This is a genomic window from Pararhizobium capsulatum DSM 1112 (genome assembly GCF_030814475.1).
Classification (GTDB): Bacteria; Pseudomonadota; Alphaproteobacteria; order Rhizobiales; family Rhizobiaceae; genus Pararhizobium; species Pararhizobium capsulatum.
Map to the genome: position 1 here is coordinate 2680612 of NZ_JAUSVF010000001.1, position 20951 is coordinate 2701562.

Genomic DNA, 20951 nt, shown 5'->3' on the forward strand with positions numbered 1-20951 from the left:
TCCTGCGGAATTGAGGCCCCGCCTGCAATGCCTGATGCCAGAAAGGAGGCGGGCAAAGAAAAACCCGCCGAAAACTCCGGCGGGTCCATGTTCCTCAGGCCAAAAAACGGCCTCGAAATCTCTGGCTTGTCAGCCAGCGATGGCGGCAGCAACAGCCTCGATGGCCGCTTCCGCCTTGTCGCCATCAGGGCCACCGGCCTGCGCCATGTCCGGACGGCCGCCGCCGCCCTTGCCGCCAAGCGCGGCGGAAGCGACACGAACGAGATCGACGGCGCTGTGCTTGGTCGTCAGATCATCGGTGACAGCAACAACGGCGCTCGCCTTACCATCGGCGGAGACACCGACGAAAGTGACGATGCCGGAACCGAGGCTCTGCTTGCCATCATCAGCGAGGCTCTTCAGGTCCTTCGGATCAACGTCGGTGACGACCTTGCCCAGGAACTTGATGCCACCGATATCGCGTGCGGCATCCGCAGATCCGGCCGGACCGCCTCCGCCAAGCGCGAGTTTCTTGCGGGCATCGGCCAGTTCGCGTTCCAGCTTGCGACGCTCATCCATGAGGGCTTCGACGCGGCCGAGAACATCGGCCGGCTGAACCTTCAGGGTGGAGGCAAGTGTCTTCACCCGCTCGTCCTGTTCAGCGAGATAGGCAAGTGCTGCCGGACCGGTCAGGGCCTCGACGCGACGGACGCCTGCACCGACCGCACTTTCGCCAACGACACGCACAAGGCCGATTTCGCCGGTCGCGCCGACATGGGTGCCGCCGCAAAGCTCGACCGAATATGGCCGATTGGCCTTCGATCCGTGTAGCCCCTGCCCCATGGATACGACGCGCACTTCATCGCCGTATTTCTCGCCGAACAGCGCCATTGCGCCCTCGGCGATCGCATCATCGACGCTCATCAAACGCGTCGTTACCGGCGTGTTCTGAACGATGATCTCGTTGGCCATGTCTTCGACAATCTTGAGTTCCGCAGCCGTCATCGGCTTCGGATGGGACACGTCGAAGCGAAGACGCTCCGGTGCTACAAGCGAGCCCTTCTGAGCCACATGGGTGCCGAGCACTTCACGCAACGCTTCGTGGAGCAGATGGGTTGCCGAGTGGTTGGCGCGCAAGCGCGAGCGGCGAGCATGATCGACGACGAGTGCTACGGCATCACCCTTGTTGATCGTGCCGTTTTCAACCACGGCGCTGTGAACGAACAATCCCTCGCCGCGCTTCTGCGTGTCGCTGACCTGGACGCGGGCATGATCGGTGGAGATGACGCCCGTATCGCCCATCTGGCCACCGGACTCGCCGTAGAACGGGGTCTGGTTGAGCACGAGCTGAACCTTGTCACCAGTTGCTGCGCTGTCGACCACCTTGCCATCGCGGACGATCGCCAGGACCACGCCTTCGGCGGTTTCCGTATCGTAACCCAGGAACTCGGTTGCGCCGAGCTTGTCTTTCAGCTCGTACCAGATGGTTTCGGTTGCGGCATCGCCGGAACCGGCCCAGCTCTTGCGCGCCTCCGCCTTCTGCCGCTCCATGGCATCGGTGAAGCTGGTGAGATCAACGCCGATGCCGCGGTTGCGCAGCGCATCCTGCGTCAGATCGAGTGGAAAGCCGTAGGTGTCGTAGAGCTTGAAAGCGGTCTCGCCGTCGAGCGTGTCGCCCTTGTCGAGATCGGCAGTCGCATCGGCGAGCAGGCCAAGACCACGCTCCAGCGTCTTGCGGAAGCGGGTTTCTTCAAGCTTCAGCGTTTCGGAAATCAGTGCTTCAGCGCGCACAAGTTCCGGATAGGCGCGGCCCATCTGGCTGACAAGCGCCGGAAGCAGCTTCCACATCAGCGGTTCACGAGCACCGAGCAGCTCAGCATGGCGCATTGCGCGGCGCATGATGCGGCGCAGGACATAACCACGGCCTTCATTCGACGGCAGCACGCCATCGGCAATCAGGAAAGCGGACGAGCGAAGGTGATCGGCAATGACCCGGTGGCTGGCGCGGCGATCACCCTCGGCCTTGACGCCGGTTGCCTCTTCCGAATCAGCAATGAGGGCACGGAACAGGTCGATATCGTAGTTGTCGTGCTTCCCCTGCAGCAGGGCCGCAACGCGCTCCAGGCCCATGCCGGTATCGATCGATGGGCGCGGCAGCGAAACGCGCTCTTCCTTGGTGATCTGCTCGTACTGCATGAAGACGAGGTTCCAGATCTCGATGAACCGGTCGCCATCCTCATCCGGTGAGCCCGGAGGGCCGCCCCAGATATGATCGCCATGGTCATAGAAGATTTCAGAACAGGGACCGCACGGGCCGGTATCGCCCATCGCCCAGAAGTTGTCGCTGGTCGGAATACGGATGATGCGGTCATCGCTGAAACCCGCGATCTTCTTCCAGAGATCAAAAGCCTCATCGTCCGTATGGTAGACGGTAACCAGCAGGCGTTTGGCATCGATACCGTATTCCTTGGTGATCAGGTTCCAGGCAAGCTCGATCGCCTGTTCCTTGAAATAATCGCCGAAGGAAAAGTTGCCGAGCATTTCGAAGAAGGTGTGGTGGCGGGCGGTGTAACCGACATTGTCGAGATCGTTGTGCTTGCCGCCGGCACGCACGCATTTCTGCGCTGTCGCTGCCGTCGAATAGGGGCGCTGTTCCAGGCCGGTGAAGACATTCTTGAACTGAACCATGCCGGCATTGGTGAACATCAATGTCGGATCGTTGCGCGGAACAAGCGGGCTAGACGCAACAACCTCGTGACCATTCTTCTTGAAGTAGTCGAGGAATGTCGACCGGATTTCGTTCACGCCGCTCATCTTGCGCCCTTTACCTTAGCATCAGCCTGTCCGCGGCCGTCTGGCCGATCCGCGAACCGGAAAACTGTTGAAATCGCGGACAACCGGACATGCCGCCGGTCCTCTACCGCCCTTTTGGAACAACGGCTTTTATCGTTCGCGCAAATCCCTGTCCAGACGGCAAAAGAAAACCGGCCGCCCAGATGAGGCGGCCGGCTGAAAACCATGATCAGGGCTCGATCAATCCGAGGCCTGACTGCTTATGCGAGAGCAGCACCGTCATCGCCATCATCGGATTCCGGTCCGCCATCCTCCAGGAACTTCTCGGCGATCAAGCCGGCATTCTGGCGCAACGACAGCTCGATCTCGCGGGCAGTATCAGGATTGTCGCGCAGGAAGCTCTTGGCATTCTCACGACCCTGACCGAGACGCTGCGAATTGTAGGAGAACCACGCACCGGACTTCTCGACAATGCCAGCCTTGACGCCAAGATCGACCAGTTCGCCCGTCTTGGAGACGCCTTCGCCATACATGATATCGAATTCGACCTGTTTGAAAGGAGGCGCCATCTTGTTCTTGACGACCTTGACGCGCGTCTGGTTGCCGACGACCTCGTCGCGCTCCTTGACCGAGCCGATGCGGCGAATGTCGAGACGCACTGAGGCATAGAACTTCAGCGCATTGCCGCCGGTCGTGGTTTCCGGCGAACCGAACATGACGCCGATCTTCATGCGGATCTGGTTGATGAAGATGACCATGCAGTTGGACTTGGAGATCGAAGCAGTCAGCTTGCGCAGTGCCTGGCTCATCAGGCGCGCCTGAAGGCCCGGCAGGCTGTCGCCCATCTCACCTTCGATTTCAGCGCGCGGGGTCAGGGCTGCAACCGAATCGATGACCAGAACGTCGATTGCGCCCGAGCGCACCAGCGTATCGGTAATTTCAAGTGCCTGTTCGCCCGTGTCCGGCTGAGAGATCAGGAGATTTTCGAGGTCGACGCCAAGCTTGCGCGCATAGACTGGATCAAGTGCATGCTCGGCATCGACGAAGGCGCAGATGCCACCCTTCTTCTGGGATTCGGCAATCGTCTGCAGGGCAAGCGTCGTCTTGCCCGAACTTTCAGGACCGTAGATTTCGATGACGCGGCCCTTGGGAAGGCCGCCGACGCCAAGCGCAATATCCAGGCCAAGAGAGCCCGTCGATACGGTCTCGATCTCGATAATACTGTCTTTTCCACCGAGCTTCATGATCGATCCCTTGCCGAACGACCGTTCGATCTGGGAAAGTGCCGCTTCAAGTGCCTTGCTTTTGTCCACTGATTTATCCTCTACGAGACGCAAAGAGTTTTGTGCCATTCGATCCACCTTTAGGTTATTGGGACTATAGAGGCAATCAAGCCGCCGATGAAAGATATGTACTCTTTTTGTTCTAATATTGCAAGAGACATGTAAGATGCTGTAAAAAAACAATAAAATTGCGAATGTTCTTTAGATGTTCCGCATTGTCGCCCGCGTGCGATTCAATACAGAAAAGACAGGAGACGGGCGCGAACGTCCATTCGAATCGCGACCGGAATGAAATCAGGAAAAAGCATGACATCCCATACCATCACCGTCTTTGGGGGCGCCCATATCGACCGGCGCGGCCGGATCTTTGGCGCAACGGCACCCGGAGCAAGCAATCCAGGCGCATGGTTCGAGGAAGCCGGCGGCGGCGGTTTCAATGCTGCGCGCAATCTTGCCCGCCTCGGCCTTGACGTGCGCATGGTCAGCCCGCGCGGTGGAGATACGGTGGGTGAGACGGTCGCGGCCGCGGCGCTTGCTGCTGGCGTCGATGATCGCCCTTTCATCTTCCTTGATCGCCGCACGCCAAGCTATACCGCGATCATCGAAAACGACGGCAATCTGGTCATCGCCCTTGCCGATATGGAACTCTACAACCTGTTTTCACCCCGCAGGCTGCAGCAGAAAGCATTGCGCGACGCCCTCGGGGAAAGCGATGTCATTCTCACCGACGCGAACCTGCCCGCCGAAACACTCTCAGCATTGACGTTCAAAGCACGAGATCTGGGCAAACTGGTCACCGCGATTGCAATTTCACCGGCAAAGGTCGTGCGCTTTGCACAAAGCCTTGGCCGTCTCGACTTCCTTTTCATGAATGAGGCGGAGGCACGTGCCCTGACCGGCGTTGACGTCAAAGGCGTTGCGGAGTGGCCTGTGCATCTCAAGGCAATAGGCTTGAACGGCGGTGTCATCACCCGCGGCGGACGTTCCGTTGTCGCCTTTGCGGAAAATGAAATCGTGGCGGTGGAACCGCCGCCTCTGGATGCCCTCGGTGATGTCACGGGCGCAGGCGATGCCCTGGCAGCCGGTTTTCTGTTCGGCAGACTGCAGGGAAAATCCCTTGGAGAAAGCCTTAGAACCGGTGTGGCCGCGGCTGGGATTACCGTGGCGTCACCGCTTGCTGTGTCGGAAAACATGACCGCCGACGCACTTCAGGCTGCAATGGGGCTTGTATCTCCCGCGGAAATCCTGTCATGAACCCGCTTTTCTGCGCCGACGCTCGTTTTCGAGTTCTCAGGTCTACCCCAAGCTTTTACGCTTTCGCCCCGGCAGCAGTATTTGAAGAAGCAGATTGCACAAAGGACATCCGATGACCAAGTCCCCTCTCCTGCCGTTGGAATATTCCGACGAAGTCGCGGCCGCAAAGGCTCGCAATGCCCCGATCGTCGCCCTTGAATCGACCATCATCACCCATGGCATGCCCTATCCAGGCAACCTGGAGATGGCACGTAGCGTCGAGGCGATCATTCGGCAAGAAGGCGCTGTTCCCGCGACCATCGCCGTCATTGATGGCGTTCTGCATATCGGGCTCAACGCCGACAAGCTGGAAGCTCTGGCAAAGACGTCAGGTGCAATGAAGGTCTCGCGCGCCGATATCGCCTTTGCGATCGCCGAGCGCCGAACGGGCGCGACCACCGTGGCAGCGACGATGATCGCCGCGGCGCGCGCCGGCATCCGTGTCTTCGCCACTGGCGGCATCGGCGGGGTGCACAGGAAAGCGGAAGAAACCTTTGACATTTCAGCCGATCTTGAAGAGCTTGGCCGCACCGGCGTTATCGTCGTCTGCGCCGGCGCAAAGGCGATCCTAGACATCCCGAAGACGCTTGAAGTTCTGGAAACCCGCGGCGTGCCGGTCGTGACCTATGACAGTGAAATCTTCCCCGCCTTCTGGTCGCGCGATTCGGGACTGAAGAGCCCGCTGATGCTCAACAGCCCCGCCGCCATCGCCAATTTCCAGAAGACGCGCGATTTGCTCGGCATCGATGGCGGCATGCTGATCGCCAATCCGGTGCCGGAGACAAATGAAATCGCCCGCGAGGAAATGGAGATCTACATCAAGCGCGCGCTGGACAATGCCGAGCGGGATGACATCACCGGCAAGGCCGTCACGCCGTACCTGCTCGACAGTATCTTTCATCTGACTGATGGCCGCAGCCTCGAAACCAATATTGCCCTGGTTGAGAACAACGCCCGCCTCGCTGCCGAGATTGCCGTCGCGATGGCATGACATCGACTGGAGCCGTCGGCACAAGCCGGCGGCTCCGGCAACATATCAGGAATCCAGCATCTCCCGCACGGCAACAGCCAGCTGCTTCAGCGAGAATGGTTTCGGAAGAAAGCCGAATTTCGCATCCGCCGGCAGGTTCTTGGCAAAGGCGTCTTCGGCATAGCCTGAAACGAAGATGAACTTCAGATCCGGATAGCTCTTGCGCAATTCGCGCAGCAGGCTGGGGCCGTCCATTTCCGGCATGACCACGTCCGAGACGACGATATCCACCGCCCCGTTCAGCTCTTCCATCACTTCCAGCGCTTCGACGCCGGAGCCTGCCTCGTAGACGGTATAGCCACGGGTCTCGAGCATGCGCTTGCCGCCGCGACGCACGGCCTCCTCGTCCTCCACCAGGAGCACGACAGCGGAATCGCCGGTAAGATCGGTCGGCTCCTGTCGTTCGGGTACGATAGCTGGTGCCGCCGGTGTCTCGTCACCCGCCGCTGCCGGCTCCTCGATATGACGCGGCAGGAGGATGCGGAAGGTCGTTCCCTTGCCGATTTCCGATTCCGGATAGATGTAGCCGCCTGATTGCTGGACGATACCGTAGACCATGGAAAGGCCGAGACCCGTGCCCTTGCCAACTTCCTTGGTCGTGAAGAACGGCTCGAAGATCTTGTCGAGGATTTCCGGCGGAATACCCGTTCCCTCGTCTGCCACTTCGACCATCACGTAGTCGGCCTCCGGCAGATCGCGCCGGTTAAGGGCGGCGATCTCCTCTGCCGGCAGATTGCGTGTGCGCAGGGTGATCTTGCCACCATGCGGCATCGCATCGCGCGCATTGACCGCAAGATTGAGCACGACCTGTTCGAACTGCCCAAGATCGGTCTTCACCGGCCATAGATCGCGCCCGTAGTCGACCTCGAGCTTCACGTTGGTGCCGGTCATCCGATCGACGAGCATGCGCAGATCACCGACCACATCGGTCATGTTCAGCACAGTCGGGCGCATCGTCTGCTTGCGCGAGAACGCCAGCAGCTGGCGCACGAGAACGGCCGCGCGGTTGGCGTTGCGCTTGATCTCCATCAGGTCGGCGAAACTTGCGTCAGATGGGCGCGCCGACAGAAGCAGGTGGTCGGAGGACAGCAGAATCGCCGTCAGTACGTTATTGAAGTCGTGGGCGATGCCGCCCGCCAGGGTGCCGACGGCATTCATCTTCTGCGTCTGGGCCATCTGGGTCTCGAGCGCCTTCTGCTCGGTGATCTCGACGGCATAGACGATTGCCGCCTCCTCAGGCGCCTGGTCACTCTGATCGATGACGGCGTTGACATAAATGCGGAAGTGGCGGGTTTCATCGGTCGGATGCAGTGCATCAATCGGCGCGATGTCGCTCTGGCGATCCTTGGCCGCGGCAAGTGCATCGCGCAAGCGCAGACGCTCGCCTTCGTGGACCACGGCCTCCAGAAGCGCGCCCCGTTCCATATCGTCCTGCGAGACGACGCCCGAGAAAAGCTTAAGGAATGGAGCGTTGGTCCGCAGGATCCGGCCATTGCCATCAACGGATGCGATAGCCATCGGGGTGTTGTTGAAGAAGCGGGTAAAGCGCATTGCGGCGATGGATGCGGATTGATCCGCTTCGTCATCGGTTGCCCGCGCCAGGACGATCGTGCGGCTTTCACCGGGAGCGCCGTCACGAGCGGAAGACACCCGATGCACCATGCGCACGGCGAAACTCTGGCCATTGGCCTTGCGAAGATCGAGATCCAGCGTCTTGGTTTTCTTGAGACCCGGCTCCGCCTGCACCGACTGAACCAGCGCCAGCCCCTCGCCGGCTACGAGATCGGCAATGCTCATCGAACCCGGCTGGAATTTGGTGAGATCAAGCCCGAGCCAATCGGCAAGCGTTGCATTTACATAGAATATCTCGCCCTTCTTGCCGGCTGAGAAAAAGCCCGCCGGCGCATGGTCGAGATAATCGATGGCGTTCTGCAGCTCCTTGAAGAACCGTTCCTGATCATCCCGCTCGGAGGTGATGTCGGAAATCTGCCAGATGTAGAGAGGGTTCTTATCGACGTCCTCTGTCGGCAACACCCGCGCTTTCAGGCGAAACCAGTGTGCGCCGGAACCGGACGGACCGCCACCCGCCTTCAGCGGCTTCATCAGGCGAAATTCCTCATGACCCGCCTTGCCTTCGTGCAGTCCGTTGGTCAGCCGGTAAATCGCTTCGGTTGCCTCACGGTTGCGCGACAGAATGGTTTCGAGCGATTGGATATCGGTAGATTTCGTGGCGCCCGTCAGTGCACCATAGGCCGCGTTGGCATAAACGATGCGGCCTTTGCGGTCGGTTACCAGCGTGCCATCCTGATGGCCGTCCAGGAAGGCGCGGGCCAGATCGTCGGGCCGCGACTGGGGCATTACCTCGATGAAGCCGATGATCGAGGACACCAGGAAGAAAATGCCGACCATCGCCAGCACGCCGAGAATGCCCAGAACGATCTCGTTTTCCAGCTGGTTCTTGAAGACAACGAAGGCTGCAGCGGACACTGTCAGCACGATAGCGAGCAGAATGATCCGCACCACCGTTCCCGGACGGGCACCCCGATCCACTATCGGCATATGATGCTCGCCTGCCTGCCGCAACTTCGTCATAAAAATCCTCATTTGCGCCGGTATCGATGCCGCTTGGAAAGGCGTAGAATCCAGCGCTTCCGTCGCACATTGCCGGTCAGCCGGTTTCAGCGTCCACAATATGCGTCAACGTGCCAGAATCATCTTTAACAGTCACGGCGAATACCACAAAGCGCCTGCGCGAAACCTGCGTGGATCATTCACAGGGAATATGTCGCGGCGAAAACAACCGTAGGCGAAAGACTGCGTGGGATTGCGCATTCAATTTTGGAGAATGGGCCAGCCGCGCTTGTGCCGACCGGAAAAAAGCCTTCAAATAGGTAAGCATGTTTTGAAGGCGTAAGGAGTATGGACATGATCGATGATATCGTTGGTAGCAACGGTAGCCGTTTCATCATTGCCGTGGGCGCGGTGGCCCTGGGGCTGCTTTGCCTTGTCGCGGTTCTCTGGTTCATCCGCAACCGTCCGTCATCCCCCTTCATTCGCGGCGGCAAGAACAGGCAGCCACGGCTTGCCGTCCTTGATGCCGCAGCGGTTGATACCCGCCGTCGGCTGGTGCTGGTGCGACGGGACGATGTCGAGCACCTGATCATGATCGGCGGTCCAACGGATATCGTCATCGAAAGTCGCATCGGCGCATCAGCACCGACGCCCGCGCCTGTTTCCGCGGCAGCGCCGGTCACGGTCGAGACGAGCATACCCGCCACACGCGCCGTTCCTGAACGGCGCCCCCCGGTCAGCCAGCCTGAGCAGAGGCCGCAACCCATAGTCCAGCAAACTCCGCCCCAGGTTTCGGCGATGGGCAGCGTTCTCTACGGTGAAAACTTCGACACACCATCGCAGCCAGTTGCAAGAGCCGCACAACCTGCCCCCCAGCGTCCCCGCGTGGAAACGCCCGTAACTCGCCCCATGCCGACAGCGGAACGTCCGGCGCAGCCCGCCCCCATCCAGCGCCCGCAGGCGACGACAACGGCTGCACCTGAGCTGTCGGTGCAGCATGCCCGAACACCCGAAGATATACTTGATGCAGCCCGCAACCGCGTGCTCTCAACAGGTCAATCGGCACCACAGCAGGCACCGCTCGCCTCTCCCACTCCGGAGAGGACACCGGTTGCCGATTTCGAAAGCATTCTCGACGCCGAAATCTCGGGCGATCTCAGCCGTTTGAGTGTCGGGGGCGACATGCGTGTTGATTCGGAGGTGAAGGGCAGTTCTGCGGCAGCGGCTCGGCAAGACCCGCGGTTCTCGCCAGGTCAACGGGCTGAACCGACGCTTGAAGAAGAAATGAACCGCATGCTTGGCGAGATGTCCGCCGGAGAGAAGCGCTGACCGCCTTAAACGAGCAACGGCGTCTTTCACGCGAAAGCAATCAAATTCGCTTTGGCTAAAACGGTTTGCGATTTAGAGTTTGCCAGGGAAAAGTGGAAACCGGTTTTCCCGAAAAGACGAACGGAAACAAAAGAAACTAGAGGATGTCTGGTTCGATCTGAACCAGACATCCTCTAGCCAGCTGGAAAAGAAAAAGGCGCGGAAAACCCGTGCCTTTAAATTTCGATTGTCCCCGGAGATCACTCGTCCTTGTAGACTTTCTCACGCCGTTCGTGTCGTTCCTGCGCTTCGATGGACAAGGTTGCGATTGGTCTTGCATCGAGGCGCTTGAGGCCGATGGGTTCGCCGGTTTCCTCGCAGTAACCGTATGTCCCTTCGTCCAGTCTTTGCAGAGCAGCGTCGATCTTGGAAATCAACTTCCGCTGACGGTCACGAGCACGAAGCTCGATGGCCCTGTCCGTTTCGGAAGATGCCCTATCGGCGAGATCTGGGTGGTTTGCACTTTCTTCCGCGAGGTGACCCAGGGTTTCCCTGGCCTCCCGAAGAATGTCGTTTTTCCAGGCATTCAACTTTGCTCTGAAATAAGCCCGCTGACTGCCATTCATGAATTCCTCGTCCTCGGAAAGAACGAAGGAACTAAGATCGATCTTCTCACTCAACGCGATTCTCCTGAAGAACATCTCATTGCCGCGGTGTATAGACCTATGAAGGCTCCGTTTCAAGCCTCCCGAAATCTGCATACCAGCTTTTTAATATTGCATAGAACGCAGGCTAACCGGCTAATATTTCAGCAAAATTACAACTGTGTCATTTTATGCGATGACATCGCTTGGGGCCTGCGGTTCCAGGGATCTGCGGTTGTCGACCACCTGTTCTCGCACTCGATTGGCCTTTCCTTGGAAGGGATAATGTCTGCACAAAAAACAGGCATAGCAGTGCGCGGCACGCAGATCAATTTTTTCGGGAATCGGCTATGTCAAAGATATTTCAGTAATATTTCATCTTTTGCAGGGAAAATCCGCCCGAACCCGGGAGGTAAATGCATGTTTCGTCGATTGAGGGCGTTTCTTGCTGTTGACGCAGAAAATCCTGAGCTGATCAGGGCCCAGCAGACAGCCTTTACCCGGCAGATACCGCTGCTCTACGTCATGCTGATGGTCAACGCTGTCGCACTTGCCGCCACGCATTTCCACTACGCCCCTCTTTATCTGACCGTTTATTCGCCTCTCCTGCTCTGCATAGGCTGCTGCATTCGCATTCACGGATGGTGGCTGTCGCGGAGAGAGACCGCAGACCACAATGAGGCGGTCAAACAGCTTCAGAGCATCGTCTATGTCGGCATGGCCATCGGTATCGGTTTCACCGTCTGGTCTCTCTCGCTGTTTCCCTACGGCGACGCCTATACGAAGACACACGTCGCCTTCTTCATGGCAATCACCGTGATCGGCTGCATCTTCTGCCTGATGCATCTGAGAACGGTCGCGCTCGTCATAACAGCAGTCGTGCTGCTGCCATTCACGCTCTTCTTTCTTTGGACAGGACATCCGGTCTTCATCGCGATCGCGACGAACATGGCAATTGTCACGATCCCGCTCGTCTACATCTTGCTGAAGCACTACGACGTTTTTACCGAGCTTATCGAATCCCAGAAGGCGCTTTTGAGCAAGCAGGCGGAAATGCAGGCGCTAAGCGATGAAAACCAGCGCCTGGCGAACATCGACAGCTTGACCGAGCTTCCCAATCGCCGGAATTTTCGCACTGAATTCGTCCGCCGCCTGCAGAATGCATCCGATCAGGGCCGTGGCCTCGCCGTCGGCATCGTCGATCTCGATGGGTTCAAACCGGTCAACGACGCCTTCGGTCATTCGATCGGCGACAAGTTGCTGATGGAAGCGGCCCGCCGCCTGATGGCCTTTTCCGAGTACGGCGTTTTTGCAGCGCGTCTCGGCGGGGATGAGTTCGGCCTTTTGATAGAGGGTGGCGAACGTGACATCGACCTGCGAACTCTTGCGGACCGCATTTGCTACGCACTCCACCAGCCCTATTACATCAAGGGCATCACCGCAAAAGTGTCCGCGTCCCTTGGTCTGGTGAGCTATCCTGAAGGTGGCGACAATGCCGTCCAACTGTTCGAATGCGCCGATTTCGCTCTCTACCATGCCAAGCAGAACGCCCGCGGTCAGGCCGTCATCTTCTCCACCGAACATGCCCATCAGATTACCCGCCGCAGCCGCATTGATCAGGAACTGAAGAATGCCGATCTGGAAAAGGAGCTTTCCGTCCTCTTCCAGCCTTTCGTGGACAGTGAGACGCTGACCATCATCGGCTTCGAGGCACTGGCGCGCTGGGACAACATTGCGCTTGGCCGCGTGACACCGGACATCTTCATTCCTGCCGCCGAACGCAATGGTCTGATGTCTCATCTGACGCTCATTCTGCTGGAGAAGGCGCTCGAGGCCGCCAAACTGTGGCCTGATGGCACACGCCTGTCCTTCAATCTTTCCGCCCGGGACATCGTTTCCCCCTCGACTGTCGATTCCCTCCTGTCGATTATCGCCAAGAGTGGTTTCAATCCCGCCAATCTCGACTTCGAGTTGACGGAGACCTCGGTCATGACCAGCTTCGATCTCGCCAGCACCAATCTGACGCGATTGATGAACAACGGAATAGGCATCGCACTCGATGATTTCGGGACAGGCCAATCGAGCCTCGGCTACGTTCATCGCCTGCCGTTGCGCAAGATCAAGGTGGATCGGAGCTTTATCACCGATATCGACACCAACGGCCTGAGCCGCAACATCATCCGCACCATCGTCGATCTCTGCCGCAATATCGATTGCGTCTGCGTCATCGAAGGCATGGAAACAGAGGAGCAGGTGACCATTCTGCGCACGCTCGGATGCGCGATCATGCAGGGCTATTACTTCGGCCGCCCCATGACCCTGGATGAAACCCTCGTTCGGCTTCAAGACCAGAGGAAAGCCGACGGCGGTAATTTTGCAGCCGCCGTGGCTTGATCTTTTTCAAGCGCCGGACGACAAGACAGCTCGACTGAACGAACCCCTCAGGAGTGTTGGATGCCAGCTGCCTTCCGTCTGTATCTCCTGCGACATGCCCGCGCCGCCTGGGCGCAGCCTGACCAGACGGATTTCGAGCGCACGCTCGACGATGTTGGCTATGCCGATGCCGAAATCGTGGCCGACAAGGCTGCTGACCGGGGTTTTGTACCCGCGCTCGTTCTCTGCTCCACGGCAGAACGCTGTCGCCAGACGATCGAACCGTTTCGCCGTACCATGGGCGAGGAACTCGACATCCAGTTTCTCGACACGCTCTATACCGGCGCCTTCGACGAGTATCACAGCCTGATTTCCGGCAATGGCAATGTCTCTTCATTGATGGTTGTCGGCCACAACCCGGCGATCCAGGAAGTATTCTTCTCGCTGGTTGGCACGACGACCGCCCAGGGCGCAGCTCCCAAAGGCTTTCTGCCAGGAATGCTCGCGATCATCGAATTCGACACTCCGCCGGAAACAACCACGTCGGGGAACGGCAAACTGGCCGCGCTTATTTCAGCCTCATCGTGATCGTACGCCGCAACGTCTTTTTTCGCCGGCATTGCCGTCCTATATCGCCAGGGTAATGTTGAAACTGCCGCAGGACGGCGCTTCCAGGATCGAAAAGCCATTGCCGTCATTTCTGACCCGCCTCGCAGACGATACCCGGATTGCCATCGACAATCTTTCCGACCGCGCCTCCGCTATGGTCAATCCGACCTTGCGACTGGGCGTCACCGGCCTTTCGCGCGCCGGCAAGACCGTCTTCATTACGTCGCTTGTGCACAATCTCCTGAATGGCGGCAGGCTTCCTGTCTTCGAGGCGGTGCGCTCTGGCCGCGTTTCGAAGATCCGGCTCGAGCCGCAGCCAGATGATGCTGTGCCGCGCTTCCAGTACGAGGATCACGTCGCCGCCCTCATCCGCGATCGCCTGTGGCCGGACTCCACCCGTGCGATATCGCAACTGCGCATCAGCCTCGATTATGAAAGTGCCAGCGGCTGGAACCGCATGTTCGGCACAGGCAGGCTGTCGATCGATATCGTCGATTACCCGGGTGAATGGCTGCTCGATCTACCCTTGCTGACCCAGGATTTCAGGGCTTTCAGTCGCAGGACCATGGAACGCGCAACAACCGGCATCCGCGCCGAGCTGTCTGCCGAGTGGCGTGCGCTTGCCGCGACGTTCAATGTCGCCTCATCGGCGCGGGAGGACGATGCGCGGCGACTTGCCGAAACCTTTACCACCTATCTCAGGGCCTGCAAGTCAGACGAGCGCTCGCTTTCCACCCTGCCTCCGGGTCGCTTCCTGATGCCCGGCGATCTGGAAGGTTCGCCGGCATTGACCTTCTCGCCGCTGCCCGATGTGCCGGACACCACCGCGCCGAAGGGGTCGCTGTTTGCGATGATGGAGCGCCGCTACGAGGCCTATCGCACCCATGTTGTCAAACCTTTCTTCCGTGAACATTTCGCGAGGCTCGATCGACAGATCGTGCTGATCGACACGCTGCAAGCGCTGAACCGCGGCCCCGAATCCCTTCTCGATCTGGAAGACGCACTCGGCGACGTGCTCGCCTGCTTCCGCCCCGGAGGAAACTCGTTCTTATCCTCTTTCGTAACCCGGCGGATCGACAAGGTCCTGATCGCCGCCACAAAGGCCGATCACCTGCATCACGAAAGTCACGACCGGTTGGAGCGCATCACCGCGCGGATTGTCGACCGGGCTGTCGAGCGTATCGGAATGTCGGGTGCAGGCCTGGAAGTGATGGCTATCGCCTCCGTCCGCGCCACCCGTGAAGCGACGGTCACCAGCGACGGCCACGTCCTTCCCGTTATCGTCGGCACGCCGATGGCCGGGGAAACCATCAATGGGGAAGTATTTGACGGAGAAAAGAAGACCGCCATCTTCCCGGGCGACCTGCCTGCCGATCCGCAGTCTCTGTTTCAATCCCTGGAGACGCGCCCCGAGGAAAGCCTCGTCCCGCATCTCAACTTCGTTCGCTTCCGTCCGCCGCACATAGAACAGACGGAGGGTGGCCTGAAGCTGTCCGTCCCCCATATCCGGCTCGACAGAGCCATGCAGTTCCTGTTCGGAGACCGGCTGGCATGACCGACGATGATCGCAGACCCAGCCGCAAGCCTGCGGCCTTCGCGGTGGACGATCCGCAAGCCCGCATCGCTCAGCCGGCAAAACCGCGCCTTCCGTCGAGCTTTGACACCGGTATTTCAATAACGCCGGATGCCGACGATCCCTTTCTCGCCGAAACGATTGCACAGGAAGATGCCCTGCTGGAGGAAGCACGCCCTAGACGCAGGCGTTTCTCCTTTGCCAGGCTTGCGATGGGCGCGCTTGGCATTCTCGTATCGCTGGCCATCGGGGTCTGGGTTGACGCGCTGGTTCGCGATCTTTTCACGCGGGCCGACTGGTTGGGCTGGCTTGCCATCGCTGCTGCCGCAACTGCGGTAATCGGCCTCCTGGCCATCGTCGTCAGGGAAACGGCGGGGATTTTTCGCTTGAACGCCGTGCAGGCCCTGAAGCAGGAAGCACAGGAGGCGCGGCATGATGTGTCACCAAAGCCGGCACGCAAGGTCATGGCCCATCTCATCGACCTGCTCGCGGCCAAGCCGGATACGGCGAACGGTCGCGCCCGGCTGGCTCGAACGGAAGGTGAAATCATCGATGGCCCTCATCTGCTTGACCTTGCCGAGCGCGAACTGCTGACGCCCCTCGACCGGCAGGCCAGGAGCCTGATCCTCAATGCCTCGAAGCGAGTCTCGATCGTCACCGCCGTCAGCCCACGCGCCCTCGTCGATCTCGGCTATGTGATCTACGAATCGGCGCGGCTCATTCGCACCATGGCAGACCTCTATGGCGGCCGCCCCGGATCGCTGGGGCTGATCCGGCTGTTTCGCGATGTCGTTGCCCATCTCGCCGTCACTGGCTCCATCGCGGTTGGAGATAGCCTGATGCAGCAGGTGGTCGGGCATGGCATAGCCTCGAAACTCTCCGCCCGTCTTGGCGAAGGCGTGATCAACGGTCTGATGACGGCACGGATCGGAATTGCGGCGATGGACCTTTGCCGGCCCATGCCGTTTCATGCCTTGAAACGCCCGGGAATTGGCGACTTTCTTGCAGATCTGGCACCCGGAGCATCCAGATCATCAGCCACCTCCCCGCAAGGCGATGCCTGAGTAGGCGATCGGTCGGTTGGCTCAGATGCCACCGTACCAGTCGTAGCCGTAGTCCTCCCAGAAACCGCCCTTACCTTTTCCGAAGGGCGAAAGCGTCGACACGAGCTCTATGGAGCGGATATATTTAGCCATCTTGTAGCCGAGCTGCCGCTCGATCCTGACGCGCAACGGCGCACCGTTGGCGATCTGCAGGGGTTGGTCATTGCAGCCATAGGCAAGAATCGTCTGCGGATGGCGGGCATCCACGAGATCGATCGATTCGTAGTAGCCGACATTGCCCGCCAGACCCGCATTCATGCTGTCGAAACAGTGAAACACCACGAAACGTGCTTCGGGTTTCACCTTCGCCTCGTCAAGCAGCTGCGAGAGCTGCAGGCCGGACCACTTGGCGATGCAGCTCCAGCCTTCGACGCAGTCGTGCCGTGTGATCTGGGTACGCGACGGCATGTTTTGCAGTTCCGCCAAGCTGTAGCTCAAGGGTTTCTCGACAAGTCCTTGAACCTGCAGGCGGTAGCTCGCGAAATTGTCGGTTCGATGCGCCAGGTAAGCTTCGTCATTCGGATCGGTAGAGCCGTTCGGTCGTTGCCCCTGGCGGATTTCAGAGGAAGAAAATTCCGGCGCTAGTTTGTCGGCATCGATCAGCATTCGCTGAACCCGGTAGGTCAGGCTGTTTGCGGTCGCCAACACATCGCGCACCGGGCTGCCACCCGACAGAAACCCGTCCAGTGCGTCACAACCGGCAAAGGGTACGGTTGAAGCGGCAATCCCGACCGAGGTCAAAAACCGGCGGCGGTTGAGGGCAAAGCTCTTCATTTGCCGGCTCCCATATCCGTTCTGTGGCCTGAAATGCGATAGCGGCCGGTGATAATCGAGCGCAGCTCATTCAGTGGCCCGGCGGCAACCACCATCGCAATATGCACGACAAAAAACGTGACCAGCAGCAGCATGCAGGCGAAGTGGATCGTTCGCGCAGTCTGGCGTCCACCGAAGATGTCGAGCAGCCAAGGCCAGGCTGCGTTCATTCCCGGAGACATCGTCAATCCCGTCAGGATGATCAGCGGGAAGATAACGAGCAGCACGCCGCCGTAGGAAAGCTTCTGAAGCACGTTGTAGCGTCCGTCGTGGTGAAATCGCAGACGCAGATGATCAAGAATGCTCCTCGGCACGCTGCGCAATTCGCCACCTGTCGGGAGGATATCGCGACGCAGATGACCATTGATGATGCTCGCGAAGAGCCAGAGAAGGAAAACGACGGCGAAGAGCCAGGCAAAGAAGAAGTGAACCACCCTTCCTGTCGCAAGATCCTGATAGGAGGGAACCGTCGCCCATGCAGGAAAACCGCGGTACGACTGCGCTGAATCGGGACCGCTGACGCCCAGCACGCCGGTTGTGTCGAAGCTCTTGCCGAAGACCGTCGTAACGCCCTCTGCATTGCCGGCCGCGTCCCGCATGGCCTTGATCGAAAAGACGTCATTGTCGAACTCGAAGCCGGATTGCGCACCGACATAGAGCGTCGGATGGGCATTGAAAATCTGCAGGCCGCTGAGGAGAAGTAAAAACAGCGCGATCGCCCAACACCAGTGCGTCAGCCGGGTGATAAGCCGGTGCCGCAGGATAACGCTCCCTGCAGCAGAATCACTCTCCAGATTCTCGTTCATCGCCTCGCCTCCCGTGTCAGAAGAGACGTAGCAGGAGGCCGCACAGTTTCAAACGCACATCTTTTTCAACGCCCAGCACGACAGCGTGAGAAGCCTGTGACAGCAAGGGCTTCACAAGGCGCGCGTGAAACATTTCGTGAGTGCCTTAAGTACCCGCAGAAGGCCGCCGGAAACACTCCATTAACCATTCAAGTGCAAATGTTCTTTCACATTCCGGACGTTGACCTTCAAGGATCGTTTATGTTTACGCGCCCTTCTTTGATCGCTCGCGGCACTGCCGCCGCCACGATTGCAGCTCTTTGCCTCAGCGCGTCTCCAGCCTTTTCGGGCAGCCGCGACAAGGCCTTCTTCGAACAGGTCGCCGGCCAATGGAAAGGCCCGGGCGAAATCGTTGCCGGTAAATACAAAGGCACCAAGTTCACCTGCGACCTGACAGGCGACGTGGTCGAAGGCTCCGACGCAGGCATCAAGCTTGATGGCTACTGCCGCGTTGGTGTTTTCAAGCAGCCGATGTCAGCTTTGATCACCCAGAACGGCAAGAGCTATACCGGCAAGTTCCTGGACGGAGCCGAAGGCAAGGGCCTCGACATCATCTCCGGCAACGTCGCCAAGGATAAGGTCGTCGTCGGTATCAATCGTAAGAAGCTGAATGGCGCGATGATCGCCCGTCTTCAGGACCAGAAGACGATGAACATCACCATCTCCGTCAAGGTCGCGGACACGATGGTTCCGGTCATCGGTGTAAGCCTCAATCGTCAGCTCGACGACATCGCTGTCGGATCCATCAAATAAGCCCGAGAGCACTCAACGTTTCAGACAAAAGGCACCGGTCACCCGGTGCCTTTTGCGTTTGAAGCCTAATATTTACGCCACCAGCCGAGGTCATCGTCAGCTACCTCGATGCCGGTCGTGTCGGTGTTCGCAAGCCAATTCGCAACAGTGCATCCCTCGACCTCCAGGCCTGGCGCAAAATCTGCAAGCGGCATCAGCACGAAGCCACGCGCCGTCATCCGTGGATGCGGGATTTCCAGCTGCGTGTCCGATTGCTTGATACCGTCATAGGCGAGGACATCGATATCGATCGTCCGCGGACCCCAGCGCTCCAGACGCTCACGCTTCATGTCCCGCTCGATCGACAGACACGTCTGCAGCAATGCTTCCGGAGACAGTTGCGTCGAAACGGCCGCACAGGCGTTGAAGAACCATGCCTGATCCGTCTTTCCCCATGGGGGCGTGCGGTAAAGTCGCGACACCGCGATGACGTCACAATCCGGTCTGGCGTCCAACAGCACCAATGCGCGGGCGATGGACACCTTCGCATCGCCGATATTGCCGCCAAGCCCCAGTGCTGCCCAGTGGTTCACGCTGTCACGCATGATGCTCGACGGAAACCTCTACATAGTCGAGTACGCCCGGCACGGGCGCGTTCGGCTTGCGGATCGATATCCTGGCACGGCGGATTTGCGGAAAACGCGAACAGAGCGTCGTCGCGACCTCGAGCGCCAATGCCTCGATGAGATAGCGTCGGCGACCTGTGATGATCTTCTCGATCTCGGTGAAGGCAATCCCGTAATGCACCGTATCTTCGATGGAATCATCCACCAGGGCGCTGCCCTGCTCGACGTCCAGTTCCGCGTCGACAAAGAATCGCTGGCCGAGAAACTCCTCCTCGTCGTGAACGCCATGGCGCGCGAAGAAGGCGCAGTTCTTGAGCGTGATCGTGTAGGTCGCTGTCATCGTCCCGTCCCTTGTCTTTTTGCGCTCAGCATAGCATCCGAAACGAGCAGCGCATCCCTGTTGATTGCGACATTGTGTACGCGAAAAACCGCAGCCCCGGAAAGACGCAGGATGGCGGTCGTTGCCGCGGTGGCCGCGTCGCGCTGATCTGCCTCCCGATCCGTAACGGCACCCAAAAAGCGTTTTCGCGACGTACCGGCGAGAATCGGCAGGTTCAACGCAAATAACTCCGGGAAGCGGGCCATTAGCTCCAGATTTTCGGTCGTATCCTTGGCAAAGCCGAACCCGGGGTCGAGCACGATGCGATTGCGATCGACACCCGCCTCCGCCGCGATCTCCAGCGAGCGGTTCAGGAACAGGAACTGATCGTCGATAACGTCGGCCAGCTTCTCCCGGTCACGACCGGTATGCATGATGCAGAGCCCCGCCCCCGTCCTGGCGGCGACAGAGGCGATCTCCGGTTCGCGCTGAAGACCATGGACGTCATTGATGATGTGGGCACCGGCCTCGACCGCGAACCTTGCAGTCTCTGCGCGATAGGTATCGACGGAGAGGATCGCACTGGTCTTCGATGCCAGCGCCTCGATGACCGGCAGGATCCGATCCTGCTCTTCCGCGGCAGAAACCAGTGCGGCACCCGGCCGAGTCGATTCGCCACCGATGTCGAGTATCCCCGCTCCCGCTTCGACACACCGCAAAGCCTGCTGAATTGCATCGTCGGGTTCGTTGTGACGGCCACCATCCGAAAAGGAATCCGGGGTTACATTGATGATTGCCATAAGAACGCCCGTCGGCCCGAGCACCAGGCTCCTGTCGTGGGCAAGCTTCCACGCAAGGGGTAGAAATGGGGCAAACGGTTTGCTGGACATTCCACTCCTGGAGATCGTGCCCGGATCCACGGAAGAATTCTCGGACTTGCTCATTGACATCTCCCTGACCGACAGCCCTACGCCACCGATCTGATGCTATGGTAAAAAAGCGGCATAACCTTCAGTAAAAAAGAACTTTTTGGCCTGTCCGCCGAAGGTGTGGCGCA

17 protein-coding genes are annotated in these 20951 nt (G+C 59.2%); 8 read left to right on the forward strand and 9 right to left on the reverse strand.

All coding sequences use genetic code 11. The features are described from left to right. Positions 1–129: 129 nt before the first annotated feature. Both alaS and recA read right to left on the reverse strand, forming a co-directional pair. Positions 130–2793 carry an alanine--tRNA ligase gene (alaS, locus tag QO002_RS13120; protein WP_307230308.1) on the reverse strand — a complete coding sequence of 888 codons (2664 nt, stop codon included), beginning with the start codon at positions 2791–2793 and terminating at the stop codon, positions 130–132. A 239-nt stretch (positions 2794–3032) separates the two neighbouring features. Further along, the gene (recA, locus tag QO002_RS13125; RefSeq protein WP_307230310.1) at positions 3033–4124 is read right to left on the reverse strand and encodes a recombinase RecA; all 1092 of its coding nucleotides are present in this window, start codon (positions 4122–4124) and stop codon (positions 3033–3035) included. A gap of 237 nt (positions 4125–4361) precedes the next feature. Between recA and QO002_RS13130 the strand changes: the two genes are divergently transcribed. Together QO002_RS13130 and QO002_RS13135 are read left to right on the forward strand one after the other, a co-directional pair. Further along, positions 4362–5309 (forward strand): carbohydrate kinase family protein, encoded by a 948-nt coding sequence (locus QO002_RS13130; protein WP_307230312.1) that lies wholly within the window; start codon positions 4362–4364, stop codon positions 5307–5309. Positions 5310–5421: 112 nt separating this feature from the next. Continuing rightward, positions 5422–6339 carry a pseudouridine-5'-phosphate glycosidase gene (locus QO002_RS13135; RefSeq protein WP_307230314.1) on the forward strand — a complete coding sequence of 306 codons (918 nt, stop codon included), beginning with the start codon at positions 5422–5424 and terminating at the stop codon, positions 6337–6339. Positions 6340–6384: 45 nt separating this feature from the next. Here the strand turns inward: QO002_RS13135 and cckA are convergent, their stop codons facing one another. Beyond that, positions 6385–8970: a cell cycle histidine kinase CckA gene (gene cckA / locus QO002_RS13140; protein WP_307230317.1), complete on the reverse strand. Its 2586-nt coding sequence runs from the start codon at positions 8968–8970 to the stop codon at positions 6385–6387. A 333-nt stretch (positions 8971–9303) separates the two neighbouring features. Between cckA and QO002_RS13145 the strand changes: the two genes are divergently transcribed. Further along, on the forward strand, positions 9304–10278 hold the full coding sequence (locus QO002_RS13145; protein WP_307230319.1) for a flagellar biosynthetic protein FliO: 975 nt from the start codon (positions 9304–9306) through the stop codon (positions 10276–10278). A 239-nt stretch (positions 10279–10517) separates the two neighbouring features. Here QO002_RS13145 and dksA read toward each other — a convergent pair whose 3' ends face one another. Next, positions 10518–10937, reverse strand: coding sequence for an RNA polymerase-binding protein DksA (dksA, locus tag QO002_RS13150; RefSeq protein ID WP_307230321.1), 420 nt, complete (start codon positions 10935–10937; stop codon positions 10518–10520). A gap of 384 nt (positions 10938–11321) precedes the next feature. Here dksA and QO002_RS13155 point away from each other — a divergent pair, with 384 nt between their 5' ends. From QO002_RS13155 to QO002_RS13170, 4 genes are all read left to right on the forward strand, one after another. Then, complete coding sequence (locus QO002_RS13155; protein WP_307230323.1) at positions 11322–13295, forward strand: putative bifunctional diguanylate cyclase/phosphodiesterase; 1974 nt, start codon at positions 11322–11324, stop codon at positions 13293–13295. Positions 13296–13355: 60 nt separating this feature from the next. Continuing rightward, complete coding sequence (locus QO002_RS13160; RefSeq protein ID WP_307230325.1) at positions 13356–13862, forward strand: SixA phosphatase family protein; 507 nt, start codon at positions 13356–13358, stop codon at positions 13860–13862. Between the two features lie 100 nt (positions 13863–13962). Beyond that, the gene (locus QO002_RS13165; protein WP_307230327.1) at positions 13963–15438 is read left to right on the forward strand and encodes a YcjX family GTP-binding protein; all 1476 of its coding nucleotides are present in this window, start codon (positions 13963–13965) and stop codon (positions 15436–15438) included. After that, a complete protein-coding gene (locus QO002_RS13170) occupies positions 15435–16520 on the forward strand; it encodes a YcjF family protein (RefSeq protein WP_307230329.1) in 1086 nt (361 codons plus the stop codon). Before QO002_RS13165 ends, QO002_RS13170 begins: the two co-directional genes overlap by 4 nt. A 21-nt stretch (positions 16521–16541) precedes the next feature. Here QO002_RS13170 and QO002_RS13175 read toward each other — a convergent pair whose 3' ends face one another. Then, positions 16542–17333, reverse strand: coding sequence for a molybdopterin-binding protein (locus QO002_RS13175; protein ID WP_307230332.1), 792 nt, complete (start codon positions 17331–17333; stop codon positions 16542–16544). Then, a complete protein-coding gene (locus tag QO002_RS13180; protein ID WP_307230334.1) occupies positions 17330–18178 on the reverse strand; it encodes a cytochrome b/b6 domain-containing protein in 849 nt (282 codons plus the stop codon). The genes QO002_RS13175 and QO002_RS13180 overlap by 4 nt, the downstream gene beginning before the upstream one ends. A 240-nt stretch (positions 18179–18418) precedes the next feature. Here QO002_RS13180 and QO002_RS13185 point away from each other — a divergent pair, with 240 nt between their 5' ends. Then, the gene (locus QO002_RS13185) at positions 18419–18970 is read left to right on the forward strand and encodes a hypothetical protein (RefSeq protein WP_307230336.1); all 552 of its coding nucleotides are present in this window, start codon (positions 18419–18421) and stop codon (positions 18968–18970) included. 65 nt (positions 18971–19035) lie between these two features. Here QO002_RS13185 and folK read toward each other — a convergent pair whose 3' ends face one another. Genes folK through folP form a run of 3 tightly spaced genes read right to left on the reverse strand, consistent with a single transcriptional unit; the run spans position 19036 to position 20784 of the window. After that, on the reverse strand, positions 19036–19554 hold the full coding sequence (gene folK, locus QO002_RS13190) for a 2-amino-4-hydroxy-6-hydroxymethyldihydropteridine diphosphokinase (protein ID WP_307230338.1): 519 nt from the start codon (positions 19552–19554) through the stop codon (positions 19036–19038). Then, positions 19547–19915, reverse strand: coding sequence for a dihydroneopterin aldolase (folB, locus tag QO002_RS13195; protein WP_307230341.1), 369 nt, complete (start codon positions 19913–19915; stop codon positions 19547–19549). The genes folK and folB overlap by 8 nt, the downstream gene beginning before the upstream one ends. Beyond that, complete coding sequence (folP, locus tag QO002_RS13200; protein WP_307233364.1) at positions 19912–20784, reverse strand: dihydropteroate synthase; 873 nt, start codon at positions 20782–20784, stop codon at positions 19912–19914. Before folP ends, folB begins: the two co-directional genes overlap by 4 nt. Positions 20785–20951 lie beyond the last annotated feature (167 nt).

Coding starts and splice junctions, on each gene's coding strand:
- alaS (WP_307230308.1), bottom strand. CDS start 2,793: ATGAGCGGCGTGAACGAAATCCGGTCGACATTCCTCGACTACTTCAAG.
- recA (WP_307230310.1), bottom strand. CDS start 4,124: ATGGCACAAAACTCTTTGCGTCTCGTAGAGGATAAATCAGTGGACAAA.
- QO002_RS13130 (WP_307230312.1), top strand. CDS start 4,362: ATGACATCCCATACCATCACCGTCTTTGGGGGCGCCCATATCGACCGG.
- QO002_RS13135 (WP_307230314.1), top strand. CDS start 5,422: ATGACCAAGTCCCCTCTCCTGCCGTTGGAATATTCCGACGAAGTCGCG.
- cckA (WP_307230317.1), bottom strand. CDS start 8,970: ATGACGAAGTTGCGGCAGGCAGGCGAGCATCATATGCCGATAGTGGAT.
- QO002_RS13145 (WP_307230319.1), top strand. CDS start 9,304: ATGATCGATGATATCGTTGGTAGCAACGGTAGCCGTTTCATCATTGCC.
- QO002_RS13155 (WP_307230323.1), top strand. CDS start 11,322: ATGTTTCGTCGATTGAGGGCGTTTCTTGCTGTTGACGCAGAAAATCCT.
- QO002_RS13160 (WP_307230325.1), top strand. CDS start 13,356: ATGCCAGCTGCCTTCCGTCTGTATCTCCTGCGACATGCCCGCGCCGCC.
- QO002_RS13170 (WP_307230329.1), top strand. CDS start 15,435: ATGACCGACGATGATCGCAGACCCAGCCGCAAGCCTGCGGCCTTCGCG.
- QO002_RS13175 (WP_307230332.1), bottom strand. CDS start 17,333: ATGAAGAGCTTTGCCCTCAACCGCCGCCGGTTTTTGACCTCGGTCGGG.
- QO002_RS13180 (WP_307230334.1), bottom strand. CDS start 18,178: ATGAACGAGAATCTGGAGAGTGATTCTGCTGCAGGGAGCGTTATCCTG.
- QO002_RS13185 (WP_307230336.1), top strand. CDS start 18,419: ATGTTTACGCGCCCTTCTTTGATCGCTCGCGGCACTGCCGCCGCCACG.
- folK (WP_307230338.1), bottom strand. CDS start 19,554: ATGCGTGACAGCGTGAACCACTGGGCAGCACTGGGGCTTGGCGGCAAT.
- folB (WP_307230341.1), bottom strand. CDS start 19,915: ATGACAGCGACCTACACGATCACGCTCAAGAACTGCGCCTTCTTCGCG.
- folP (WP_307233364.1), bottom strand. CDS start 20,784: ATGTCCAGCAAACCGTTTGCCCCATTTCTACCCCTTGCGTGGAAGCTT.